The 21680-nt window shown below is 69.1% G+C and carries 23 protein-coding genes and 1 tRNA gene; 11 read left to right on the forward strand and 13 right to left on the reverse strand.

The features are described 5' to 3' along the window. The first annotated feature begins 36 nt into the window (after positions 1 to 36). The 4 genes from DFP88_RS09685 to uvrC all read left to right on the forward strand — a co-directional run bounded on the left by DFP88_RS09685 (position 37) and on the right by uvrC (position 4246). Positions 37 to 834: a S49 family peptidase gene (locus tag DFP88_RS09685; protein WP_110814296.1), complete on the forward strand. Its 798-nt coding sequence runs from the start codon at positions 37 to 39 to the stop codon at positions 832 to 834. A gap of 3 nt (positions 835 to 837) precedes the next feature. Continuing rightward, the gene (locus DFP88_RS09690; RefSeq protein ID WP_110814297.1) at positions 838 to 1023 is read left to right on the forward strand and encodes a hypothetical protein; all 186 of its coding nucleotides are present in this window, start codon (positions 838 to 840) and stop codon (positions 1021 to 1023) included. Beyond that, complete coding sequence (locus DFP88_RS09695) at positions 1024 to 1971, forward strand: calcium/sodium antiporter (RefSeq protein ID WP_110814298.1); 948 nt, start codon at positions 1024 to 1026, stop codon at positions 1969 to 1971. 406 nt (positions 1972 to 2377) lie between these two features. Then, positions 2378 to 4246: an excinuclease ABC subunit UvrC gene (gene uvrC, locus DFP88_RS09700; RefSeq protein WP_110814774.1), complete on the forward strand. Its 1869-nt coding sequence runs from the start codon at positions 2378 to 2380 to the stop codon at positions 4244 to 4246. Between the two features lie 93 nt (positions 4247 to 4339). Here uvrC and nrdF read toward each other — a convergent pair whose 3' ends face one another. The 5 genes from nrdF to fnrL form a co-directional block, all read right to left on the reverse strand. After that, on the reverse strand, positions 4340 to 5317 hold the full coding sequence (gene nrdF, locus DFP88_RS09705) for a class 1b ribonucleoside-diphosphate reductase subunit beta (RefSeq protein ID WP_110814299.1): 978 nt from the start codon (positions 5315 to 5317) through the stop codon (positions 4340 to 4342). A gap of 114 nt (positions 5318 to 5431) precedes the next feature. Beyond that, positions 5432 to 7567, reverse strand: a complete 2136-nt coding sequence (gene nrdE / locus DFP88_RS09710) for a class 1b ribonucleoside-diphosphate reductase subunit alpha (protein ID WP_110814300.1) — start codon at positions 7565 to 7567, stop codon at positions 5432 to 5434. Continuing rightward, positions 7564 to 7974, reverse strand: coding sequence for a class Ib ribonucleoside-diphosphate reductase assembly flavoprotein NrdI (nrdI, locus tag DFP88_RS09715; RefSeq protein ID WP_110814301.1), 411 nt, complete (start codon positions 7972 to 7974; stop codon positions 7564 to 7566). Before nrdI ends, nrdE begins: the two co-directional genes overlap by 4 nt. 4 nt (positions 7975 to 7978) lie before the next feature. Next, the gene (gene nrdH / locus DFP88_RS09720) at positions 7979 to 8200 is read right to left on the reverse strand and encodes a glutaredoxin-like protein NrdH (protein ID WP_110814302.1); all 222 of its coding nucleotides are present in this window, start codon (positions 8198 to 8200) and stop codon (positions 7979 to 7981) included. A gap of 420 nt (positions 8201 to 8620) precedes the next feature. Then, the gene (fnrL, locus tag DFP88_RS09725; RefSeq protein WP_110814303.1) at positions 8621 to 9361 is read right to left on the reverse strand and encodes a transcriptional regulator FnrL; all 741 of its coding nucleotides are present in this window, start codon (positions 9359 to 9361) and stop codon (positions 8621 to 8623) included. Between the two features lie 70 nt (positions 9362 to 9431). Here fnrL and hemN point away from each other — a divergent pair, with 70 nt between their 5' ends. The 4 genes from hemN to DFP88_RS09745 all read left to right on the forward strand — a co-directional run bounded on the left by hemN (position 9432) and on the right by DFP88_RS09745 (position 13693). Then, positions 9432 to 10772, forward strand: coding sequence for an oxygen-independent coproporphyrinogen III oxidase (hemN, locus tag DFP88_RS09730; RefSeq protein ID WP_181418612.1), 1341 nt, complete (start codon positions 9432 to 9434; stop codon positions 10770 to 10772). Positions 10773 to 10869: 97 nt separating this feature from the next. Continuing rightward, complete coding sequence (locus DFP88_RS09735; RefSeq protein WP_110814305.1) at positions 10870 to 11883, forward strand: ABC transporter substrate-binding protein; 1014 nt, start codon at positions 10870 to 10872, stop codon at positions 11881 to 11883. Beyond that, positions 11883 to 12920, forward strand: a complete 1038-nt coding sequence (locus DFP88_RS09740; RefSeq protein ID WP_110814306.1) for a FecCD family ABC transporter permease — start codon at positions 11883 to 11885, stop codon at positions 12918 to 12920. Before DFP88_RS09735 ends, DFP88_RS09740 begins: the two co-directional genes overlap by 1 nt. After that, positions 12917 to 13693: an ABC transporter ATP-binding protein gene (locus DFP88_RS09745; protein WP_110814307.1), complete on the forward strand. Its 777-nt coding sequence runs from the start codon at positions 12917 to 12919 to the stop codon at positions 13691 to 13693. The genes DFP88_RS09740 and DFP88_RS09745 overlap by 4 nt, the downstream gene beginning before the upstream one ends. Here DFP88_RS09745 and DFP88_RS09750 read toward each other — a convergent pair. The 4 genes from DFP88_RS09750 to DFP88_RS09765 are packed head-to-tail and all read right to left on the reverse strand — an operon-like array spanning position 13690 to position 15957. Beyond that, positions 13690 to 14079 (reverse strand): rhodanese-like domain-containing protein, encoded by a 390-nt coding sequence (locus tag DFP88_RS09750; RefSeq protein ID WP_245904766.1) that lies wholly within the window; start codon positions 14077 to 14079, stop codon positions 13690 to 13692. The two genes, DFP88_RS09745 and DFP88_RS09750, sit on opposite strands and share 4 nt — an antisense overlap. A gap of 11 nt (positions 14080 to 14090) precedes the next feature. Then, the gene (locus DFP88_RS09755) at positions 14091 to 15008 is read right to left on the reverse strand and encodes an MBL fold metallo-hydrolase (protein WP_110814308.1); all 918 of its coding nucleotides are present in this window, start codon (positions 15006 to 15008) and stop codon (positions 14091 to 14093) included. Next, the gene (locus DFP88_RS09760) at positions 15005 to 15445 is read right to left on the reverse strand and encodes a DUF6691 family protein (RefSeq protein ID WP_110814309.1); all 441 of its coding nucleotides are present in this window, start codon (positions 15443 to 15445) and stop codon (positions 15005 to 15007) included. Before DFP88_RS09760 ends, DFP88_RS09755 begins: the two co-directional genes overlap by 4 nt. Further along, positions 15445 to 15957: a YeeE/YedE family protein gene (locus DFP88_RS09765; protein WP_281268193.1), complete on the reverse strand. Its 513-nt coding sequence runs from the start codon at positions 15955 to 15957 to the stop codon at positions 15445 to 15447. Before DFP88_RS09765 ends, DFP88_RS09760 begins: the two co-directional genes overlap by 1 nt. Positions 15958 to 15988: 31 nt before the next feature. On the opposite strand from DFP88_RS09765, the gene DFP88_RS09770 reads away from it, so the two are divergent. After that, entirely contained in the window at positions 15989 to 16336 is a 348-nt protein-coding gene (locus DFP88_RS09770) for an ArsR/SmtB family transcription factor (protein ID WP_181418613.1), read from the forward strand. A gap of 17 nt (positions 16337 to 16353) precedes the next feature. On the opposite strand, the gene DFP88_RS09775 is transcribed toward DFP88_RS09770, so the two are convergent. The 4 genes from DFP88_RS09775 to DFP88_RS09790 form a co-directional block, all read right to left on the reverse strand. Further along, a tRNA-Gln gene (locus DFP88_RS09775) sits at positions 16354 to 16428 on the reverse strand. A gap of 81 nt (positions 16429 to 16509) precedes the next feature. Next, positions 16510 to 18126, reverse strand: a complete 1617-nt coding sequence (locus DFP88_RS09780; RefSeq protein ID WP_245904767.1) for a KpsE/RkpR family capsule polysaccharide export protein — start codon at positions 18124 to 18126, stop codon at positions 16510 to 16512. A 4-nt stretch (positions 18127 to 18130) separates the two neighbouring features. Then, positions 18131 to 18784: an ABC transporter ATP-binding protein gene (locus DFP88_RS09785; RefSeq protein WP_110814312.1), complete on the reverse strand. Its 654-nt coding sequence runs from the start codon at positions 18782 to 18784 to the stop codon at positions 18131 to 18133. 126 nt (positions 18785 to 18910) lie between these two features. After that, positions 18911 to 20194 carry a Na+/H+ antiporter NhaA gene (locus DFP88_RS09790; protein ID WP_110814313.1) on the reverse strand — a complete coding sequence of 428 codons (1284 nt, stop codon included), beginning with the start codon at positions 20192 to 20194 and terminating at the stop codon, positions 18911 to 18913. A gap of 87 nt (positions 20195 to 20281) precedes the next feature. On the opposite strand from DFP88_RS09790, the gene DFP88_RS09795 reads away from it, so the two are divergent. Both DFP88_RS09795 and DFP88_RS09800 read left to right on the forward strand, forming a co-directional pair. After that, complete coding sequence (locus tag DFP88_RS09795) at positions 20282 to 20896, forward strand: uracil-DNA glycosylase family protein (protein ID WP_245904768.1); 615 nt, start codon at positions 20282 to 20284, stop codon at positions 20894 to 20896. Next, the gene (locus DFP88_RS09800; protein WP_110814314.1) at positions 20886 to 21662 is read left to right on the forward strand and encodes an SseB family protein; all 777 of its coding nucleotides are present in this window, start codon (positions 20886 to 20888) and stop codon (positions 21660 to 21662) included. The genes DFP88_RS09795 and DFP88_RS09800 overlap by 11 nt, the downstream gene beginning before the upstream one ends. Positions 21663 to 21680: the final 18 nt, after the last annotated feature.

Genomic DNA, 21680 nt, shown 5'->3' on the forward strand with positions numbered 1-21680 from the left:
CCTTGTATGCAGGCTGGCCCCGCCTAAATCGGACCCATGCGCCTGCCTGCCCTGCCGTTCTGGAACGCCCCGCCCACCGTCTCTGTCCTGCGTCTGCAGGGGGCCATCGGTATCGGTGCCCGGGGCCTGTCCGACGCCGGCACCCGCGACATGATCGAGCGGGCCTTTTTGAAGGGCAAGCCAAAGGCCGTCGCGCTGGAGATCAACTCTCCCGGCGGCTCGCCTGTGCAATCGGCGTTGATCGCCGCGCGCATCCGCCGCCTGTCGGAGGAGAAGGGCATTCCCGTCATCGCCTTTGTCGAGGATGTCGCAGCCTCGGGCGGATACTGGCTCGCCACCGCGGCGGACGAGATCTACGCCGACCGCGGCTCCATGCTGGGCAGCATCGGCGTGATTTCCGCCGGCTTCGGTGCGACCGAGCTTCTGGAGAAGGCCGGGATCGAGCGGCGAGTCCATACCGCCGGCAATTCGAAAAGCCTGCTCGACCCCTTCCGCCCCGAAAAGCCCGAGGATGTCGCGCGGCTCGAGCGCTGGCTCGAGCAGCTGCACGGCTACTTCATCGACCACGTCACATCGCGGCGCGGCGCCAAGCTGGCCGACAACCCGGATCTCTTCACCGGCGATGTCTGGATCGGCGAGCGCGCTGTCGAGCAGGGGCTGGCCGACGGCATCGGGCACCTCGTCCCGATGATGAAGCAACGCTTTGGCGACAAGGTGCGGCTGCGGCGCTATGGCCCCAAGCGCAGCCTGATGCAGCGCTTCGGCATGGCCATGGGCGCCGAGGCGCTGGGCGCCGTCGAGGATCGCGCCGCCTTCGCCCGCTTCGGGCTCTAGGCGATGCTGGTCAAGGTCATCCTGCTGTTCCTGGTGGCGATCATGGTGCTGGGCATGTTCGGCAAGCTGCGCCTGCTGAAGCCTTGGCGCGGCAAGCCGCTGGACAAGAGGGCCTCCACATCGAAACACTGCCCGGCCTGCGGAAGGCCGCGGATCGGCAGCGGGCCCTGCCCCTGCGGGAAGGACTGAATGGACTGGATACTGGTATTCTGCGGCCTCGTTCTGCTGCTGCTGGCGGGGGATGCGCTGGTGAAGGGCGCGGTGAACCTGGCGCTGCGGCTGGGCATCCCGGCGCTGATCGTCTCGCTGACCGTTGTGGCCTTCGGCACCTCGGCGCCGGAACTTCTGGTCTCGGTCGATGCGATCCTGAACGATACGCCCGGCATCGCGATGGGCAATGTCGTCGGATCGAACACCGCCAATATCCTGCTGGTGCTGGGCCTGCCGGCGCTGATCGCGACGCTGCCGCCCAGTGCCGATGACACGCGGGCCAGCTACCTGCAGATGATCGCGGCCACCGCCCTCTTCACCGTGCTGGCCTTCTTCGGCGTCTTCACCTGGTGGTCGGGGCTGATCCTGCTGGCCGCGCTGGCGGCGATGCTGACCCATGCCGCGCTGGGCGCGCGCCGGGCGCGCCGCGCCGCCGCCGCAGCGCCCGCCGAGGAGGATCTGGAGGGCGCCGATCCGGCCATGCCGGGCTGGCGCATCGCGCTCTACCTCGTGCTCGGCATCATCGGCCTGCCGCTGGGCGCGGACCTGCTGGTCAGCGGCGCCAGCGGCATCGCCCGCGCCTTCGGCATCGGCGAGACGGCGATTGGCCTGACGCTGGTCGCGATCGGCACCTCCCTGCCCGAACTGGCGACGACCGGCATCGCCGCGATCAAGCGGCAGGCGGATGTCGCCATGGGCAATGTCATCGGCTCGAACATGTTCAACCTGCTGGCGATCATCGGCATCGCCAGCCTCGTCGGGCCGATTCCGGTTGAGGCGGCGGTGCTGCACTTCGATATCTGGGTGATGATCGGCGCCTCGCTCTTGCTGGCACCCTTCGTCTTTCTGCGGCGCCAGATCGGCCATGTCTCGGGCGCGGCGCTGACCGCGCTCTACGTCCTTTACGGTGTCATCGTGCTGGCATGATGCGCGCGCGCCGCGGTGCACGTCCTGTCGGGGATAGCGCCCCTCTGCGCACCGGCGGCGGCCTGTATTGGACGGCGGCGGCACCCGACACGACCGTCAAGGTACCCCCGATCCGGCCGTAACAGCTTAGGGGCGAAGAAAGTTACGCACTGGGGCTGGCAACGGTAAACGAAATGTAAACGATACAAGGTACTTGCCGTACCAAAGAAAAATTACTCATGTTTAACAGCACCTTGCGGAGGCGCCTAAAATACGAGCAAATAGCTTTGGGCCAGTGAAGACAGGGGTGCCGGGGGGTTCCCGGAAGTTTTCCCACGGAGTTATCCACAGAAACCGTGGACAGACTTCCCCTTGATCCCGCCCCCCCGAGGGTGCAGCCGACAGGCGGAATCACGAGATGACAGCCATGCAGGACACGACCGAGAAACAGCCCACCGGATATGCGCTGATCCAGTCCTATCTGCGGACGCTGGACGGATCGCCCGGCGTTTACCGGATGCTCGATGCCGAAAGCCGCGTCCTCTACGTGGGCAAGGCGCGCAATCTCAAGGCGCGGGTCTCGAACTACAGCCGGCCCAGCCCGCAACATTCGGCGCGCATCGCCAGGATGATCCGCGAGACGGCCTCGATGATGTTCCTGACGACGCGGACAGAGACCGAGGCCCTGCTGCTCGAGCAGAACCTGATCAAGCAGCTCAAGCCGCGCTACAACGTGCTGCTGCGCGACGACAAATCCTTCCCCAATATCCTGGTGACGAAGGACCACGCCTTTCCGCAAATCAAGAAGCACCGCGGCGCCAAGAAGGAAACGGGCGACTACTACGGCCCCTTCGCCGGCGCCGGGGCGGTGAACCGGACGCTGAACCAGCTGCAGAAGGCCTTCCTGCTGCGCAACTGCACCGATTCGATGTTCGAAAGCCGGACACGGCCGTGCCTGCTGTACCAGATCAAGCGCTGCTCGGGCCCCTGCACGGGCATGATCTCGGAAGCGGATTACGCCTCCAGCGTCTCGGATGCCGAACGCTTCCTCAAGGGCCGTTCGACCGAGGTGCAGGGCGCGCTGGCCAAGCAGATGGAGGAGGCCGCCGAGGCGATGGAGTTCGAGCGCGCCGCCGCCCTGCGCGACCGCATCCGCGCCCTGACCAACGTGCAGTCGGCCCAAGGGATCAACCCGCAGGGCGTGGCCGAGGCCGACATCATCGCGCTGCACATGGAAGGCGGGCAGGCCTGCGTGCAGGTCTTCTTCATCCGGGCGCACCAGAACTGGGGCAACCACGACTACTACCCCCGCATTGCCGGCGACGAGGACCCGTCCGAGGTGATGGAGGCCTTCATCGGCCAGTTCTACTCAAGCCGCGAGCCTGCGCCGCTGCTGCTGCTGAGCCACGGCCTCGATAACCCCGAGCTGATGGAACAGGCGCTGAGCGACACGCTGGGCCGCAAGGTCGCCGTTTCCGTCCCGCAGCGCGGCGAGAAGGCAGAGCTGGTCGGCGGCGCGTTGCGCAATGCCAAGGAGAGCCTCGCCCGCAAGATGAGCGAGAGCGCGACCCAGGCCAAGCTGCTGCGCGGCCTCGCCGAGGCGCTGGATCTCGAGGAGCCGCCGCGCCGGGTCGAGGTCTACGACAACAGCCACATCATGGGCACCAATGCCGTCGGCGCGATGATCGTCGCCGGGCCCGAAGGCTTCGAAAAAAGCCAGTACCGCAAGTTCAACATCAAGGGCGAAGGCTATACCGCCGGCGACGACTTCGCGATGATGAAGGAGGTGCTGAACCGCCGCTTCGCCCGCCTGCTCAAGGAGGATCCGGACCGCGAGAGTCCCGCCTGGCCGGACCTGCTGATCATCGACGGCGGGGCAGGGCAGGTCAGCGCGGTGGCCGAGATCATGCGCGATCTGGGGGTCGAGGATATCGCCATGGTCGGCGTCGCCAAGGGCGAGGACCGCGATGCCGGCAAGGAAGAGTTCTACCGCACCGGCAAGCGGCCCTTCGCGCTGCCGCACAACGATCCCGTGCTCTACTTCGTGCAGCGGATGCGGGACGAGGCGCACCGCTTCGTCATCGGCACCCACCGCGCGAAGCGGGCCAAGTCGATGTCCGCCAATCCGCTGGACGAGATCCCGGGCGTCGGCGCCACCCGCAAGCGCGCCCTGCTGCAGCATTTCGGCAGCGCCAAGGCCGTCAGCCGCGCCGGCCTGTCGGACCTGAAGGCTGCGCCCGGTATTTCAGAAACCCTGGCCGAGGCGATCTACGGGCATTTCAACGAGCGCGGCTGAGACGCCGGGCCGAGCCGCCAAATCGAAGAGGCGCGCCGCTGCCGCGGCGCGCCTCTGTTCTTTTCCGCAAGGCGTCCCCCGCTGGGGGCCGCGTCAGAAATCCCAGTCTTCGTCCTCGGTCGCGACCGATTTGCCGATCACGTAGGAGGAGCCGGAGCCCGAGAAGAAATCGTGGTTCTCGTCCGCATTGGGCGAGAGGGCCGAGAGGATGGCCGGGTTCACATCGGTCACGCTGTCCGGGAACAGCGATTCGAAGCCGAGGTTCATCAGCGCCTTGTTGGCGTTGTAATGCAGGAATTTCTTCACGTCCTCGGTCATGCCGAGACCGTCGTAAAGCTCTGCGGTGTAATGCTCTTCGATCTCGTAGAGCTCGAACATCAGGCCGAAGGCATAGTCCTTGATCTCGGCCTGGCGCGCCGCGCTCTCGCGCTCGAGCGCGCGCTGGAACTTGTAGCCGATGTAGTAGCCGTGCACCGCCTCGTCGCGGATGATCAGGCGGATCAGGTCGGCGGTATTGGTCAGCTTGGCCCGGCTGGACCAGTGCATCGGCAGGTAGAAGCCCGAGTAGAAGAGGAAGCTCTCGAGGAAGGTCGAGGCGATCTTCTTCTTCAGCGGATCGGCGCCGGGCGCGTAATCGGCAAGGATCTTCGAGGCCTTGGCCTGAAGATGCGGGTTCTCCTCGGCCCAGCGGAAGGCGGCGTCGATCTCGGTGGTCGAGCAGAGCGTCGAGAAGATCGAAGAATAGCTCTTGGCGTGGACCGATTCCATGAAGGCAATATTGGTCAGCACCGCCTCTTCATGCGGGGTGACGGCATCGGCCAGCATCGCCGGCGCGCCGACAGAGCCCTGCACCGTGTCCAGCAGCGTCAGGCCGGCGAAGACGCGGATCGTCAGCTCGCGCTCCTGGTCGGTCAGCGTCGCCCAGGACTGCACATCGTTCGACAGCGGCACCTTCTCGGGCAGCCAGAAGTTCGCGGTCAGGCGGTTCCAGACCTCGAGGTCCTTGTCGTCCTGCACGCGGTTCCAGTTGATGCCGCGGGCGGCGGGGGTGTGGCGGGCGAAGTCCTTCATGGGCAGCGGTCCTTCGAATGACAGGGCGGCGGGCTGAAGCCCGCCCTACGGGTGGCGGGCCGGGGCTCGCCTGTGGCGGTCAGGGTAGGGCGGGGTTCAGCCCGCCCCTCCCGGTCACAGCGTGCAGGACACGCAGCCCTGCACCTCGGTCCCCTCGAGGGCCATCTGGCGCAGGCGGATGTAGTAGATCGTCTTGATGCCCTTCTTCCAGGCGTAGATCTGCGCGCGGTTGATGTCGCGCGTGGTCGCCGTGTCGCGGAAGAACAGCGTCAGCGACAGGCCCTGGTCCACGTGCTCGGTCGCGGCGGCATAGGTGTCGATGATCTTCTCGGCGCCGATCTCGTAGGCGTCCTTGTAGTACTCGAGGTTCTCGTTCGTCATGAAGGGCGCGGGGTAGTAGACGCGGCCGATCTTGCCCTCTTTCCGGATCTCGATCTTCGAGGCGATCGGGTGGATCGAGGAGGTGGCGTTGTTGATGTAGCTGATCGAGCCGGTCGGCGGCACCGCCTGCAGGTTGCGGTTATACAGGCCGTCCGCGATCACCCGCTCGCGCAGCGCGGCCCAGTCCTGCCGCGTCGGCAGCGTGATCCCGGCCTTGTCGAAGAGCGCGCGCACACCGTCCTGGGTCGGCAGCCAGTCCTGCTCGACGTATTTGTCGAAGAAGGAGCCGTCGGCGTATTTCGATTTCTCGAAGCCGGCGAAGCTGTGCCCGCGCTCGCGCGCGATCTTGTTCGAGGCGTCGAGCGCGTGGAACAGCACCGCGGCGAAGTAGACGGAGGTGAACTCCACCCCCTCGGGGCTGCCGTAATGCACCCGCTCTCGCGCGAGGTAGCCGTGCAGGTTCATCTGGCCCAGGCCGATGGCATGGCTTTCGTCGTTGCCGCGCCGGACGGAAGGCACAGAGTCGATCGCCGACATGTCCGAGACCGCCGTCAGCGCCCGCACCGCCGTCCCGACCGAGGCCGACAGATCGCCGCCGTCCATCGCCTTGGCGATGTTCATCGAGCCGAGGTTGCAGGAGATGTCGGTGCCGAGGTGCTTGTAGCCGAGGTCCTCGCTGAACTCGGAGGCCTCGTTCACCTGCAGGATCTCGGAGCAGAGGTTGGACATGGTGATCCGCCCCGCCACCGGGTTGGCGCGGTTCACCGTGTCCTCGAACATGATGTAGGGGTAGCCGCTTTCGAACTGGATCTCGGCGATGATCTCGAAGAAGCGGCGGGCCTTGATCTTCTTCTTCCGGATCTTCGGGTTGTCGACCATCTCGCTGTATTTCTCGGTGACCGAGATCTCGGAGAAGGGCTTGCCGTAGACCTTCTGCACGTCGTGCGGCGAGAAGAGGTACATGTCCTCGTTCTTCTTCGCGAGCTCGAAGGTGATGTCGGGGATCACCACGCCGAGGCTCAGCGTCTTGATGCGGATCTTCTCGTCCGCGTTCTCGCGCTTGGTGTCGAGGAAGCGCAGGATGTCGGGGTGGTGCGCGTTCAGGTAGACCGCGCCCGCGCCCTGACGGGCGCCGAGCTGGTTGGCGTAGGAGAAGCTGTCTTCGAGCAGCTTCATCACCGGGATCACGCCCGAGGACTGGTTCTCGATGCCCTTGATGGGCGCGCCATGCTCACGGATGTTGGTCAGCATCAGGGCCACGCCGCCGCCGCGCTTCGACAGCTGCAGCGCCGAGTTGATCGAGCGGCCGATGCTTTCCATGTTGTCTTCGATGCGCAGCAGGAAGCAGGAGATCAGCTCTCCGCGCTGCATCTTGCCGGCATTGAGGAAGGTCGGCGTCGCGGGCTGGAACCGGCCCGAGATGATCTCGTCCATCAGCCGCATGGCCAGATCCTCGTCGCCCTGCGCGAGGGCGAGAGAGACCATGCAGACGCGGTCCTCGTAGCGCTCGAGATAGCGCTTCCCGTCGTTCGTCTTCAGCGTGTAGCTGGTGTAGTACTTGAAGGCGCCGAGGAAGGTCGGAAAGCGGAACTTCTTGTCGAAGGCCGCGTCCCAGATCGCATTGATGAAGGCCGGCGAATAGGCCTCGAGCACCTTGGCGTCGTAGTAGCCTTCTTCGACGAGGTAGCCGAGCTTTTCCTTGAGCGAGTGAAAGAACACGGTGTTCTGGTTCACGTGCTGCAGGAAGTAGGCGCGCGCCGCGCGGCGGTCCGCCTCGAAGTTGATCTGCCCCTCGGCGTCGTAGAGGTTCAGCATCGCGTTCAGCGCGTGGTAATCCAGCGTCTCGCGTGCCGGTTTGACCTCGGTCATGCCACCGCGTTCGAGTGTGTCCGTGCCTGCCATAGCCGTTCCAATCCCTGCTGCACGCGGGTCACGTCGCCTGCCGTCCCGGCCAGTTCGAACCGGTAGAGGCAGGGAACCCCGCATTTTTGCGCAATCACGTCGCCCGCGCGGGCGAACATCTCTCCGAAATTCCTGTTCCCGCCGGCGATGACGCCGATGAGGTTCGCGCGGGTGCCCGGATCGTTCAGGAACCGGATCACCGGCTTGGGCACCGCGCCCCGACCTTCCCCGTCCGCGTAGGTCGGGGTGATCAGGACGAAGGGCGCGGTCATCGCGGGCGCATCGCCCGCCGTGATCCGCACCGCAGGCTCGCCCAGCCGCTCCACGAAGCGGGCCGTATTGCCGCTGGCGGTGGAGTAGAAGGCGAGCCGCATGGGATCAGGCCAGCGTGCCGATCATGTCCGGGCGAAAACCGGCCCAGTGCGATTCGCCGGCCACCACGACCGGCGCCTGCCGGTAGCCCAGCTCGGTCACATGGGCGAGGGCGGCCTCGTCCTCGGTCACGTCGACGACCTTGTAGTCCAGGCCCTTGGCATCCAGCGCGCGGGTGGTCGCGGTGCACTGCACGCAGGCCGGCTTGGAATAGACGGTGATGGTCATGGCTCTGTCCCCTTGCCTTGTTGGTCCGGTCGGTGGGCGAAGGCTCTCGCAGTCAACGATCTGCTGCACGAGTCGGTCCGGGACCCCCACGTTCCGGCCCACTGTGTGCCCCAACCGGGCGGGGCTCGGCCAGAGAGAAAAACACCACGTGTAGCAAATTCTTGGCTTGCGGAACGCTAGATATGGTGTTCCGCCGCCCCTCCGACAAGGGCGGGTCAGGGCGAAGGCGCTGCAAAGAAAGGGTTCTTCCGCCGCATCGCCGCGCCGGGGGCCGGGGGCACGCCAGCAGCTGCATCGGATCGGCAACAGGGGGGCCTTGTGGCTCTATGCCCGCAGGATAGGCAACCCGTGGCGCGAGGGCATGATCGTTGACCAGATGCCGCATGGCGCGGCTGCGGCGCCCCCCCCCCGCGGCGGGGCTCAGGCGATCATTCCGCCGTCGTCATCCTCGCCCGCTTCGAGGGCGAGGCGCTCGAAATCGGGGATCTGCACCAGCCGCGTGCTCGGCGTCTCGATCGCGCCGGCCTTGCGCAGGGCGGTGAACTGCCGGCTCGTCGTCTCGATCGTCAGGCCGAGGTGATCGGCGATGGCCTCGCGCGACAACGGCAGGGCCAGCGCGATGGCCCGCGTCGGCTCTGCCTGGTGCGAGAGCCGCGCCTGCCGCCGTGCCAAGCTGACGAGGAAGGCGGCGACGCGTTCGCGCGCCGTCATCCGGCCCAGCACCACGGCCCAGTCGCGGGCGGCGTCCAGCTCGTCCAGCGTCATCGTCAGAAGCCGCGTCGCCAGATGCGGCGTCTCGCGCAGCAGCCGCTCGAAGGTGGCGCATTCGAAGCGGCACAGGGTCACCTCGCTGACCGCCTCCACGTCATAGGCCGAGGTGCTGCGGCCCGGCCGGCCGATGTAATCCGAGGGCAGCAACAGCCCGACCGTCTGCCGGCGCCCGTCCTCGAGCGTGCGGGACATCGTCGCGCAGCCCGAGACGATGGAGGAGAAATAGGTCAGCGGCTCGCCCGCTTCGGCCAGCCGCCCGCCCGCGGGGACGGTGCGGTAGGTCTTGGCCCGGTCGAGCACAGCGATCTCGTCCGGCGCGCAGTCGGCGCAGACGGCATTGGCGCGGATCGGGCAGCTGTCGCAGCTCTGGATCGGATCGTGACGTGTCATGCCGCCGCTCTATGCCCGCGCTTGATCTCGATCAATGCGACGGCGTGCCGCGAAGCTATGCGTTCCCCTCATGACACATGATGCCCTTCGCGCCGCGCTCCTGACGGACCGGGTGCCCCGCTACACCAGCTATCCCCCGGCCAACCGTTTCTCGGACGCGGTGGGCCCGGAGCGCTACGCCCAGTGGCTCGGCGCCGTCCACGCGGGCGCCGGCATCTCGCTTTACGTGCATGTGCCCTTCTGCCGGCGCCTGTGCTGGTTCTGCGCCTGCCGGACGCAGGGCACGCAGACCGACGCCCCGGTTGACCGCTACCTTGATCACCTCAAGGCGGAGATCGCGCAGGTTCGCGCCGCCCTGCCGCGGCACCTGCGCATCGAGACACTGCACCTTGGCGGCGGCACGCCGACGCTGCTGTCCCCGGACCGGATCGACAGAATGTCCGCCATGCTGCGCGGCGCCTTCGCGCTGGACGAGGGGACGGAGGTCTTGGCCGAGGTCGATCCCACCGATTGCGACGAGGCGCGCATCGCGGCGCTGGGCCGTCTGGGGCTGCGCCGGGCCTCGATCGGGGTGCAGGATTTCGAGGGCAGGGTGCAGGCGGCGATCGGCCGGCAGCAGGGGCTGGAGCAGACGGCCCGCACGGTCGCGGCGCTGCGCGCCATCGGCGTGCGCAGCATCAACTTCGACCTGCTCTACGGCCTGCCCTACCAGACTCCGGCCTCGCTGGAGCGGACGCTGCGCGCGGTGATCGACCTCGCGCCCGAGAGGATCGCGCTTTACGGCTATGCCCATGTGCCCTGGATGGCGCGGCGGCAGAAGCTGATCCGCCAGAGCGCGCTGCCCGATCCCGAGGCGCGGCTGGCCTTGGCCGCGGGCGCGGCGCGCATCCTGACCGACGCGGGCTACGGGCCCGTCGGCATCGACCACTTCGCCCGGCCCGAGGATTCCATGGCCCGCGCGGCGCGGGAGGGCCGGCTGCGCCGCAACTTCCAGGGCTATACCACCGACGAGGCGCCGGTGCTGATCGGCCTCGGCCCCTCCTCGATCAGCCGCGTCCCGCAGGGCTACGCGCAGAACGCCACCGCGACCTCCGCCTGGCTTGAGGCGGTCGGGGCCGGGCGCCTGGCGACGGCGCGGGGCCACGCGATGACCGACCGGCAAAGGGCCATCGGCAGCGTGATCGAGCAGCTGATGTGCGACGGCGCCGTCGATCTTGGGCAGTCGGACCATGCCGAGGTCGCCGGAGAGGTGGCCGAGCGCGCCCTGGCCGCCATGGCGGAGCTGCCGGGGCTGGCCGATCTTCGCGGCAGCCGGCTCACGCTGGGGGACCTGCGCCACGCGCGGCTCTTGTGCTCGCGCATCGATCCGGGGTTCGAGGCGGTGTCCGAGCGCTTCAGCCAGGCCAGTTGACCCGGGCGGAGACTATTCCTGACAAAAACGCTATTGTGTCCGCGCGCAATCCTGTCCTATCAGGCCCCCAATCGACTACCTACCAGCGGGGCGGGACATGCGCGCGTTTACCATGGGTCTTGCGGCTGGCGGCATCGCCGCCCTCTGGGCGGCCGGCGCCGCGGCGCAATCGGCGGAGTACCCGCTGACCATCGAGAACTGCGGCCGGACCGTCACCATCGAGGCCGCGCCGCAAAACGCCATCGGGCTGGGCCAGAACAGCGCCGAGATCCTGCTGCTGCTGGGTCTTCAGGACCGCATGGCCGCGACCGCCTTCTGGCCGACGAACGTCCTGCCCGAGCTCGCGGAGGCCAATGCCGAGGTGCCGTTGCTGACGGTCGAGATGCCGACGCTCGAATCCATGCTCGCGACGCGTCCCGATTTCGTCGCTGCCTCGCTGCCCTTGCTGCTGGGGCCGGACAGCAACGTCGCCCGGCGGGACGATTTCGAGGATCTGGGCATCCCGACCTATGTCTCGCCCAGTGCCTGCTCGACCCGGCAGGACACCGGCGATATCTACGGCAGCCGCGATGCGCTCTGGACGATGGACCAGATGTACCAGGAGATCGAGGATCTGGCCCTGATCTTCGGCGTGCCCGAGCGCGGCGAAGCCCTGATCGCCGATTTCCGTGCCCGCGAGGCGGCCCTGAGGGACCAGTTCGCCAAGACCGAGGGCCTGAGCTTCCTGTTCTGGTTCTCCAGCCCCTCGCCGGCGGATGACGCCTATCTCGGCGGGGCGAACGGCCCTTCGGGCTATATCGCCGACCTCATGGGCGGGACCAACGCGATCCGCTCCGAGGCGGATTGGCCGACCGTCGGCTGGGAGGGGATCATGGCCGCCGATCCCACCGTCTTCGTCGTCGCCGAGCTCGACCGAGAGCGCTGGGACCTCGACCGGGCCGAGACCAAGATCGACTTCATGACCTCCGACCCCTCGGTCAGCCAGATGGAGGCCGTGCAAAGCGGCCGGATCGCGGTGATGAACGGCGCCGCGATGAACCCCAGCATCCGCACGATCTACGGCGCCGAGGAACTGGCCGCGCAGCTCGAGACGATCGAGCTGCCGCGCTGATGCTGCACCGCCTGGCGCCGGGAGAGCCTCTGGGGCTGCTCGCGCTGCTGGGCGGCGGGGTGCTGGCGCTTGGCTTCTGCGTCGCCGCCGCGGCGGGGATCGGCGATTTCAACATCCCGCTGCGGACGGTCTTCCTCGCGGTGACCAACAACCTCGACCTGACCGCGGCGCCGCTGGACCGGATCGAGGAAAGCGTGGTCTGGAACCTGCGCCTCAGCCGGGCGCTGGTCGCGGCGCTCTGCGGGGCCGGGCTGGCGATCTGCGGCGCGATCCTGCAATCGCTGCTGCGCAACCCGCTGGCAGAGCCCTTCGTGCTGGGCGTCTCGGCGGGCGCCTCGACGGGGGCGGTCGCGGTGATCGTGCTGGGCATCGGGGCCGGCGCCGTCTCGCTCTCCTTCGGGGCCTTTGCCGGGGCCTTCGCCGCCTTCGGCTTCGTCGCGCTGCTGTCGAACGGCACGGTGAGCGGGCCGAACCAGACGATCCTTGCCGGGGTCGCCGCCTCGCAGCTGTTCAACGCGCTGACCTCCTACATCGTGATGACCTCGGCCAATGCGCAGCAGGCGCGGGACGTGATGTTCTGGCTACTGGGCAGCTTCGGCGGGGTGCGCTGGCCCGAGTTCCAGCTGCTGCTGGCGGTGATCGCCCTCTCGCTGGTGGTCTGCATCTGGTACGCGCGCACCCTCGATGCCTTCGCCTTCGGCGACGAGGAGGCGGCCTCTATGGGCGTCTCCGTCGGGCGGGTGCGGATCGTCCTGTTCGGCGTGACGGCGCTGATGACCGCCACCATCGTCAGCATGGTGGGCGCCATCGGTTTCGTCGGCCTCGTGGTGCCGCATGTCGCGCGGTTCCTTGTCGGGCCGCTGCACCTGAGGCTGCTGCCGGCCTGCGTGGTGCTGGGCGCCGTCTTCATGGTCACCGCCGACATCGTCTCGCGCGTGATCCTGCCTCAGCAGACGCTGCCGATCGGCGTGGTCACGGCGCTGGTCGGCGTGCCCTTCTTCTCGGTCCTGCTCTACCGCGCGAGGAACCGGATGTGAGCGTGGTGGCGGAAAGCCTCTCCTGGCAGGCCGGCGGGCGCCAGATCCTGCAGGACGTGTCGTTGCGGGCCGAGCCGGGCGAGACCCTCGGCCTGATCGGGCCGAACGGTTCGGGCAAATCCTCGCTCCTGCGGCTGCTGGCCGGGCTGCGCAGGCCCGGGGCCGGACGGGTCGAGATCGACGGGCAGGACATCGCGCGGCTGTCGCGCCGGGACATGGCCCTGCGGGTCGCGCTGGTCCAGCAGCAGTCCACCACCGAGGCCAATGTCACCGCCCGCGACGTCGTGCGGCTGGGCCGCACGCCGCATCGCGGCGCGCTGGCCGGCTGGACCGCTGCCGACGAAGAGGCCGTGGCGCAGGCCCTCGCCGGGGTCGGCATGCAGCATGCCGCGACCCGCATCTGGCGCACCCTCTCGGGGGGCGAGCGCCAGCGCATCCAGATCGCCCGCGCCCTGGCGCAGAAGCCCTCGGTGCTGTTCCTCGACGAGCCGACGAACCACCTCGATATCGAGCATCAGATCGCCATCCTGCGGCTGGTGCGCGACCTGCGGCTGACCAGCGTGGTGGCGCTGCACGACCTCAATCATGCCGCGACCTTCTGCGACCGCATCGTCGTGCTGCAGAAGGGCCGGCACATTGCCGCCGGCACGCCGGACGAGGTTCTGACCGAGGACATGCTTGCCCGCGTCTTCTCTGTGGCGGGGCGCGTCCGCCCCTCGCCCTACCGGCCGGGGCCGGAGATCCACTTTCTCGTCGACGCGCCCGAGGCCTAGCCGGGCATCTCGACCGGCAGATCGGCGGCCTTCCAGCCGTTCAGCCCGCCCGCGATCACATCCGCCTCGTAGCCCATGCGCCGCAGCGTCGCCGCCGCAAGGGCGGCCCGTCCGCCGGCGGCGCAGAGGACATGGACCGTGCCCTTGCCCTGCTGCCCGGTCAGCCGCGGCTCCGCCGTGTCCAGCGTCGCATCGGCCCGCGTCTCGAGGATGCCGCGCGGCAGGTTCAGCGCGCCGGCGACTGCGCCGTTCTGCGCCAGCTCCGACGGCTCGCGCACGTCGAGGATCAACCCGCCGGCGCTGGCATCGGCCTGCGCCTCGGCCGGCTCGATCGTTCCGACCTGCGTGCGCGCCTCGGCCACGAGGTCCTTCAGCGTCATGCCCATGGGCTGTCCTTTCAGAAACGGTTCACCGGAAACTTGAGATAGGCCTCGCCGTCCTCCTCGACAGGGGGAAGGCGACCGCCGCGCAGGTTGATCTGCAACGCCGCGAGCATGTTGGTCGGCAGGGCCAGCCCGGCATCGCGGCTGTCGCGCCGGGCAATCCATGCCTCGCGCTGGGTGCCGTTGCGGACATGCGTGTTCTCGGCCCGGTGCCGCGCCACCGTCGCCTCCCATTCGGGGGTGCTGCGGGTCTTCGTGCCGTAGTCGTGGCCGATGAAAAGGCGCGTCTGCTCGGGCAGGGCGAGAATGGCCTGGATCGAATCCCACAGCGCCGCGCTGTCCCCGCCCGGAAAGTCGGCCCGCGCGGTGCCGGCGTCGGGCTGCATCAGCGTGTCGTGGATGAATCCGGCGTCGCCGCAGAGGTAGCTGATCGACCCCAGCGTGTGACCCGGCGAGAACATCACCCTCAGGCTGCAGTCGCCCAGCGGCAGCACGGCGTCATCCTCGAGCAGGCGGTCGTAGTCGCGGGCCGGGTCGAAGGCGCCGGGCAGGTTGTAGAAGCCGGCCCAGAGGGTAGCGATCTCGGCGGTGCGGGCGCCGATCGCCGTGGTGGCGCCCGTCCGCTCCTTCAGCAGGGCCGAGGCGGTGACGTGATCGGCATGGGGATGGGTGTCGAGGATCCAGGCCACCTCCAGCCCCTGCGCGCGCACCAGGTCCAGCACCTGCTCCATGCTGCGGGTCGAGAAGCGGCAGGCGCGCAGGTCGAAGTTCCAGACCACGTCGATCAGCGCCGCCTGCCGCGTCGCGGGATCGGCGCAGACATACTGGACCGAGCCGGTAGCAGGGTCGTGGATGCCCCAGACATCGGGGCTCCCCGATCCGGTGGAGGGGGAGTGCCGCATCAGGGGCTGCTCGGTCCGGCTGTCGGTCATCCTGTCGTGTCCTTCGGTCGTGAAGCAAGGGGGCGCTTGATCCTCGTGCCAAGCCAGAGGCCGAGGAGCATCGCCGGGAGAAAGGCCAGCGTGCCGGGATCCAGCAGCGGCAAGGCGGTCCAGGCGGGGCCGGGGCAGAAGCCGCCGATGCCCCAGCCGATGCCGAAAAGCAGCGATCCGGCGACCAGCGGGCGGTCGATGCGGGTGGAGGCCGGCAGGTCGTAGCGCGCCCCGAGCAGCGGGGCGGGGCGCCGCCAGGCCAGGCGGTATCCGGCAAAGGCGGTCACCGTGGCGCCGCCCATCACGAAGGCCAGGCTGGGGTCCCAATGCCCCGCGAGGTCGAGGAAGTTCAGCACCTTGGCCGGGTCCGACATGCCGGAGATGACGAGGCCCAGGCCGAAGATCAGCCCGCTCAAAAGGCCCGCCACCGCGCGCATCACGCGGCGCCCAACCCGTGGCGGAGGACGAAAACGGTCGCGAAAGCCGCGGCCATGAAAAGCGCGACTGCCGCCGCGGATCGGCGCGATAGCCGGGCCAGCCCGCAGACGCCGTGCCCAGAGGTGCAGCCCGATCCCAGCGCCGTGCCCAGCCCGACCAGAAGCCCCGCTGCCGCCATGCCCGGAAGCGAGGCGGGCACCGTCTGCGGCACGCCATTCCCGGCCAGCATCAGGACCACCGGCGCCGCGATCAGCCCGGCGAGAAAGGCAAGCCGCCAGCCCCAGTCCTGCGCCGCGCCGGGCATCGGCACCAGCCGGCCCATCATGCCGGAGGTAATCCCGGCGATCCCGGCGATGCGGCCCAGCAGCGCCATGACCATCACCGCGCTCAAGCCGATCAGGATGCCGCCGCCCAGAGAGGCAAGGGGGGTGAAACTCGTGACCTGATGCAGCTCCATCGGCGCCTCCCGCTGCGGCGCCTGTTGCGGCGGCGCCCTCGACGTCCTACGTATTAGGAGGTTCTAATGCAGTCAAGGCGCGCGCATGGCCCTCGAAGAGATCCCCGTCGAGATGCTCGCAAAGCGGGCCGACCGCGTGGCCAGCCGCCTGTCGCACCTAGCCAATGCCAGACGTCTGCTGATCATGTGCGAGCTGTCGAGGGGCGAGCGGACGGTCGGTGCGCTGCAGGCAGCGGTCGGCCTGGGGCAATCGGCGCTGAGCCAGCACCTGGCGCGGCTGCGCGCGGCGGGCATGGTGACGACCCGGCGCGAGGGCCGGGCGATCTACTACCGCATCGAGGATCCGGAGGTGCAGCGTATCCTGTCCGCCCTCTGCGCAGCTTTCGCGGACGACGCAGGGCGCCCGGCGACTGGCGCCGGCGCGGCATCATGACAGTGTCGGAAAAGAACTGGCTGGGGCGGTAGGATTCGAACCTACGATACACGGTACCAAAAACCGATGCCTTACCACTTGGCTACGCCCCAGCAGTGCGGCGCTGTCTATCCAGCTTGCCCGGGACGATCAAGAGCGGAACGCCGAAAATCGGCAGCGGGCGTGGCGTCACCTCAGGCGCTCATCTGTTCGCGCAGGATGGAGGCGGTGAGCGACAGCATCAGGTAGATGCCGGCGAAGATCGCGAGGGCGAGCGCCGTGTTCTGCGCGGCGCGCGGATAGGTCGGGCGGTCGGGCGGCAGCGGCTCCACCCCGACGCTGAGGTAGCGGACCTGGCGATTCGCCTCGGTGCGGGCGCTTTCCATCTGCTGCAGCGCCTGCTGCACCATCACGGTCTGGAAGGTGTAGTTCTCTTCGGCGAGCCGTAGCTCGGTGTTGCGCTGCGCCAGAGAGACGCCGGCCTCGGTCTCTTCGGTCATCTCGCGCCGCAGGTCGGCGATCAGCGCGGTGATTCCGTCGATCCGGCCCCGCAGGGCCCCGACCTGCGCCGCATTGGGCTCGGCGACGGAGAGGCGCGACTGCAGGCGCAGCTCCAGCTGCTGACGTTCGGTCTGCAGGGCGCCGATCTGCTGCGTGCGGGCGGCTGTCTCGCCCACGGGGTCGATCTGCTGGACCGCGCCCTGGATGCGCAGCCATTCGTCCAGCGCGTCGGCGCGCCGGGCCTCGGCCTCGCGGTAGCTGGCGCGGGCGCCGTCCATCTGGTCGGCGCGCAGGCGCTGGGTCAGCTGGTCGACCTGCTCCTCGGCATAGCCGATCAGCGCGCCCGAGAAGCGGGCCGAAACCTCGGGTTCGGCGGCGATGACCTCCATCCTGACGATGCCCTCGGTGGGATCGTAGGACAGCCGCACGGAGCTGCGGTAGCGCGCGAAGGTCTCTTCGTCGCTGGCCTGCGGCGGCAGGCGCTTCAGCGGGTCGATGAAGGGCTGGGCGAAATGGGCGCGGAACCCTTCCTCGCGGTCCAGCCGCAGCATCGCGGCGCGCGAGGAGAGGTAGGACTGCACCGTGATGCTGTCCTGCTGGGTGGCCATGGAGGTGCCCTGGAACAGCCCGCCCAGTCCGGCGGCGGCATTCGAGGCCTCGGCCTTCTGGATCACGAATTCCGAGGTCGTGGCATACATCGGCGTCGCCACGGCGAAGAAGTACCAGCCGGTCACCATGGTGGGCAGCAGCACCATGACCGCCAGCCGCGCGGCCAGCATCAGGCTGCGCCGCCGGCGACGCTGTGCGAGCTCCTGCTGGATGGTCGAGACATCGGCCGCTGTCACCGGGTTCGGCGCGGCCCCCGGAAGCACGCCTGCAGGCGCTGCCCGAGGCGCCTCGGGGGGCGCGCCGGGGCCGGGCGGCGGCCCGTCGACCGGCACCGGGTCCGGCGGCCCTTCGGGCAGGGGGGGCGCACCGGCTGGAGCGGCGGGCTGGGTCGCGGGCTGCGTCTGCCCGCGCCGCGCCCCGATCTCGACCCCCTGGGCGCGCAGCTGCCGCACCGCGTCGAGGTCCGAGGTCACGGCAAGGCCCCGCCGCTGCGCCTCGCGCCGCGCGCCGCGCAGCTGGCGGCCCGACAACCCCTCGCGCGCGGGGGGCTCGATCTCCTGCGGCGGGGTGGGCGGCGCGGGCTCCGGTAGGGCGGGCGGCGGCGCGGACCCGGAATCCGGCTCGGGCGGCGCCTCCACGCGGATGGCCGCGCCCGCGGCGGCGCGGTGCAGGGGGCCCCCCCGCTGCAGTCGGTATCGCATCAGGCTAGGCATCGTAGTCATAAAGCGCCTTGTCCTCTGCCAGGCTGTCGAAGAGGTGCAGCCGTCCGAAGCGCAGGACGGCAGCGCTGCGGGCATAGCGTTCCAGCACCTTCGCTTGGTGCGAGACGATCACCACGGTCGTGCTCTCCAGCCGCTCGCGCAGGATCTGCGACGCGCGGCGGTTGAAGCCGGCGTCGGTGGTCTGCGGCATCCCTTCGTCGATGAGGTAGATGTCGAAATCCAGCGCCAGCATCAGCGCGAAGCTGAAGCGCGCCCGCATGCCCTGGCTGTAGACGCCGACCGGCCTGTCGAAATACTCCGCAATGCCGCAGATCCAGCGGCAGAAGGCTTCGACGTAGTCGGGATCCATGCTGTAGAGGCGGGCGATGTAGCGGCAGTTCTCGCGCGCGGTATGGCGCGGCACGAGGCCGCCCATGAAGCCGAGCGGGAAGGAGACGCGGGCCCGGCGGTCGATCCGCCCCTCGTCCGGCTTCTCGAGGCCCGCCATCAGGTTGATCAGCGTCGTCTTGCCGGTGCCGTTGGGCGCGAGGATCCCGAGCGAGCGGCCGAGATCGACCCGGAAGGAGGCCCGGTCGAGGATGATCTTGCGCTGCGTTCCGGTCCAGAACGATTTGCTGACATTGCTGAATTCCAGCATCGGTGCCCCGCCGGCCGCCCCGAGGGGCGACCAGTCCGCCCCGCCTGAGGGGGCGACCTTAGACCAAAGTTGGTGAACCTTGGGTGAACGGCCCCGGGCGGATCGCGCCGGGGGCCATCCGGAGCGTCAGCCGTGCTGCTTCTCGACCCGCGCGAGCTTGCCCGCGATGAAGGCGAGGATGGCGCCGGCGAAGCTGAAGAGCGCACCCATCTTCGCCGCGTCCTGCACCGGGATATCGCCCAGCATCGCGCTGCTGTCGAAGGCGACCGAGGCAATGAACAGCGACACGGTAAAGCCGATGGAGGCAACGCAGCCGATCACGAGGAGATCGACGGTGCGCATGCCCTCCGGCAGGCCCAGCTTCATCGGCCCGGCGGCGAGCCAGCCGAAGAACAGGATGCCGACCGGCTTGCCCACCAGCAGGGCGCCCACGACCAGCCAGGTCGGCGAGCCGATGGAGTTGAACTCCACCCCAGCGTTCACGAGGCCGAAGAAGAACAGGATGACCTCGACCGGGTGGCTCAGCTTGTGCTCGATGTCGTTCAGCAGGTCGGTCAGCATGCTCTCGGCATGGCTGAAGATACCGAAGGCGCGGTCCGCATGGGGGACCGTCGGCACGATGGGCAGCAGGCCCAGCGCCGGGTGGATGCCCGCCTGCTGGAACCCGTACCAGGAGGCGCAGCCCGCCAGCAGGTAGGGCCAGAAGGACAGCTTTTCGCGCACCCAGGTGGAATTCGGGCGCTCGGGCTTGTGGCGGTCCAGGCGGCGGGGCAGCGCGTTGAACAGCGCGAAGACGCCCAGTGCCGCGCCGAAGGACAGCAGCAGCCAGAGCGGCTGCAGATCGCCCGAGGGGTAGAAGACGGCGAGGATGATCAGCCCCGCGGCATCGTCGGCGATGGCGAGCAGCAGCAGGAAGCGGATCGCCGGGTGCCCGACGCCGAAGACCATGCGGCCGACGAGGTAGGAGAAGGCGATGTCGGTGGCGGTCGGGATCGCCCAGCCGCGGCTGACGGCATCGAAGGTGGTGGAGCCGAAGATCGCCGCGACACCCAGATAGACGGCGATCGGGCCGATCATGCCGCCCAGCGTGCCGACCAGCGGCGTCGCCGCCTTCTTGCCGCGCAGGCTGCCGTCCTTGAGGATGATGGCCTCCCAGACCTCCTTCGCGGCGATGGCGAAGAAGAAGGCCATCAGCCCGTCGTTGATCAGGTAGTGCACCGTCAGCGTCCGGTAGGTCACGGCGCCGCTCTCGTCGTAATGCGCATGGCCGATCGGGAAGTGATCGATCAGCGGGAAGTCGACGAAGTGGTGATAGCTGGTGGCGTCGATATTCGCCCAGAGCAGGGCGATCAGCGTGCCGGCGATCAGCAGCAGCGAGTAGGTGGTGATGAAGTTCCAGACGCGATACATGGGCCGGCTGCTCCTGCTGATGGTCAGCACCGGATAAGCGATAGGCCGCCGCCTCGCAACCGCTCCGCCGGGCTTGCCGCCGGGGCGATGCGGGCCTACCTGCCTGCCTCGATGGACGCCCTCCTGCAAGACCTCGCCGCCTGCCGCATCTGCGCCGACCGCTTCGCCGCCACGGCGACGCGGCACAGCCCGCGCCCGGTGATCTGGTTCCGGCCCGGCGCGCGGCTGCTGATCGCCAGCCAAGCGCCGGGGCTGCGGGTGCACGAGGCCGGGACGCCCTTCTGGGATCGCTCCGGCACGCGGCTGCGGGATTGGCTGGGCATGGACGAGGCGACCTTCTACGATCGCAGCCGGGTGGCCATCGTGCCGATGGCCTTCTGCTTTCCGGGCTACGACGCGGCGGGCAGCGACCTGCCGCCGCCGCCCGTCTGCGCCCGCACATGGCGGGACGCGATCATGGAGGAGCTGACCGAGGTTCGGCTGACGCTGCTGATCGGCGGCGCGGCGCAGGCCTGGCACCTGGGCGGCAAGGCGCCGGTGACGCAGCGGGTGCGGAACTGGCGCGACAACCCGCCCGGCGTCTTCGCGCTGCCGCACCCGTCCTGGCGCAACACCGGCTGGCTGAAACGGAACCCCTGGTTCGAAGAAGAGGTGCTGCCCGAGCTGCGGCGGCGCGTGCGCGAGGTGATGGATGACGATTGAGACCGAGCTGTCGCGGCTGCATGCCGCCGCTGCCGCCGACCAGGGAGACGAGGCCGCGCGGCTGGCCTTCCTTGGCCGTCTGGCCGATGCCGACCTGTTCCTGCTGCTGGAAGCGGAGGCCGGCGGCGAGAGCATAGAGCCGGTGCTGGGCGAGGCCGATGGCCAGGCCTATGCGCTGGCCTTCGATACCGAAGAGGCGCTCTCGACCCATGTCGGGGCGGGCGCGGACCATGCCGCCATGCCGGGGCGGACGCTGGCGACGATGCTGGCCGAGGCGGGGATCGGCCTCGCGCTGAACGGGCGGGCCGAGCCCGAGGCGCTGATCGCGCCCGAGACGCTGGAATGGCTGGTGACCACGCTGGCGCAGGCGCCCGAGCGCGCCGAGGCGCGCCCGACCGAGCTGCGCGGCCCCGGCGAGATCCCCGAGGTGCTGCAGATCGCGCTCGAGCAGGCGCTGGGCACCACCGGCGCGCTGGCGCAGGGCGCGGTGCTGGCCCGCGCGGTCTACGAGGACGGCGGCGAGGGGCTCCTGCTGGCGATCCTCGATCCCGCGCCGGGGGCGGAGCAGCCGCTGGCGGCGGCCGTGGGCGAGGCCATGGCCTTCACCGGCCTGCCCGAGGGCGTGCTCGACGTGACCTTCCTCGCCTCGCGCAGCGATCTGGCGCAGCGGTTCATGCGGGTCGGCCTGCGCTTCTCCCGCGCCCGCAAGGCCGACGGCCCGGCCCCCGAGGCACCGGCAGAGCGCAAGCCGCCGCGCCTGATCTGACCGCGCCCGACCTGGCTG

The organism is Pseudoroseicyclus aestuarii, assembly GCF_003217255.1.
In the GTDB taxonomy this organism is placed as follows: domain Bacteria; phylum Pseudomonadota; class Alphaproteobacteria; order Rhodobacterales; family Rhodobacteraceae; genus Pseudoroseicyclus; species Pseudoroseicyclus aestuarii.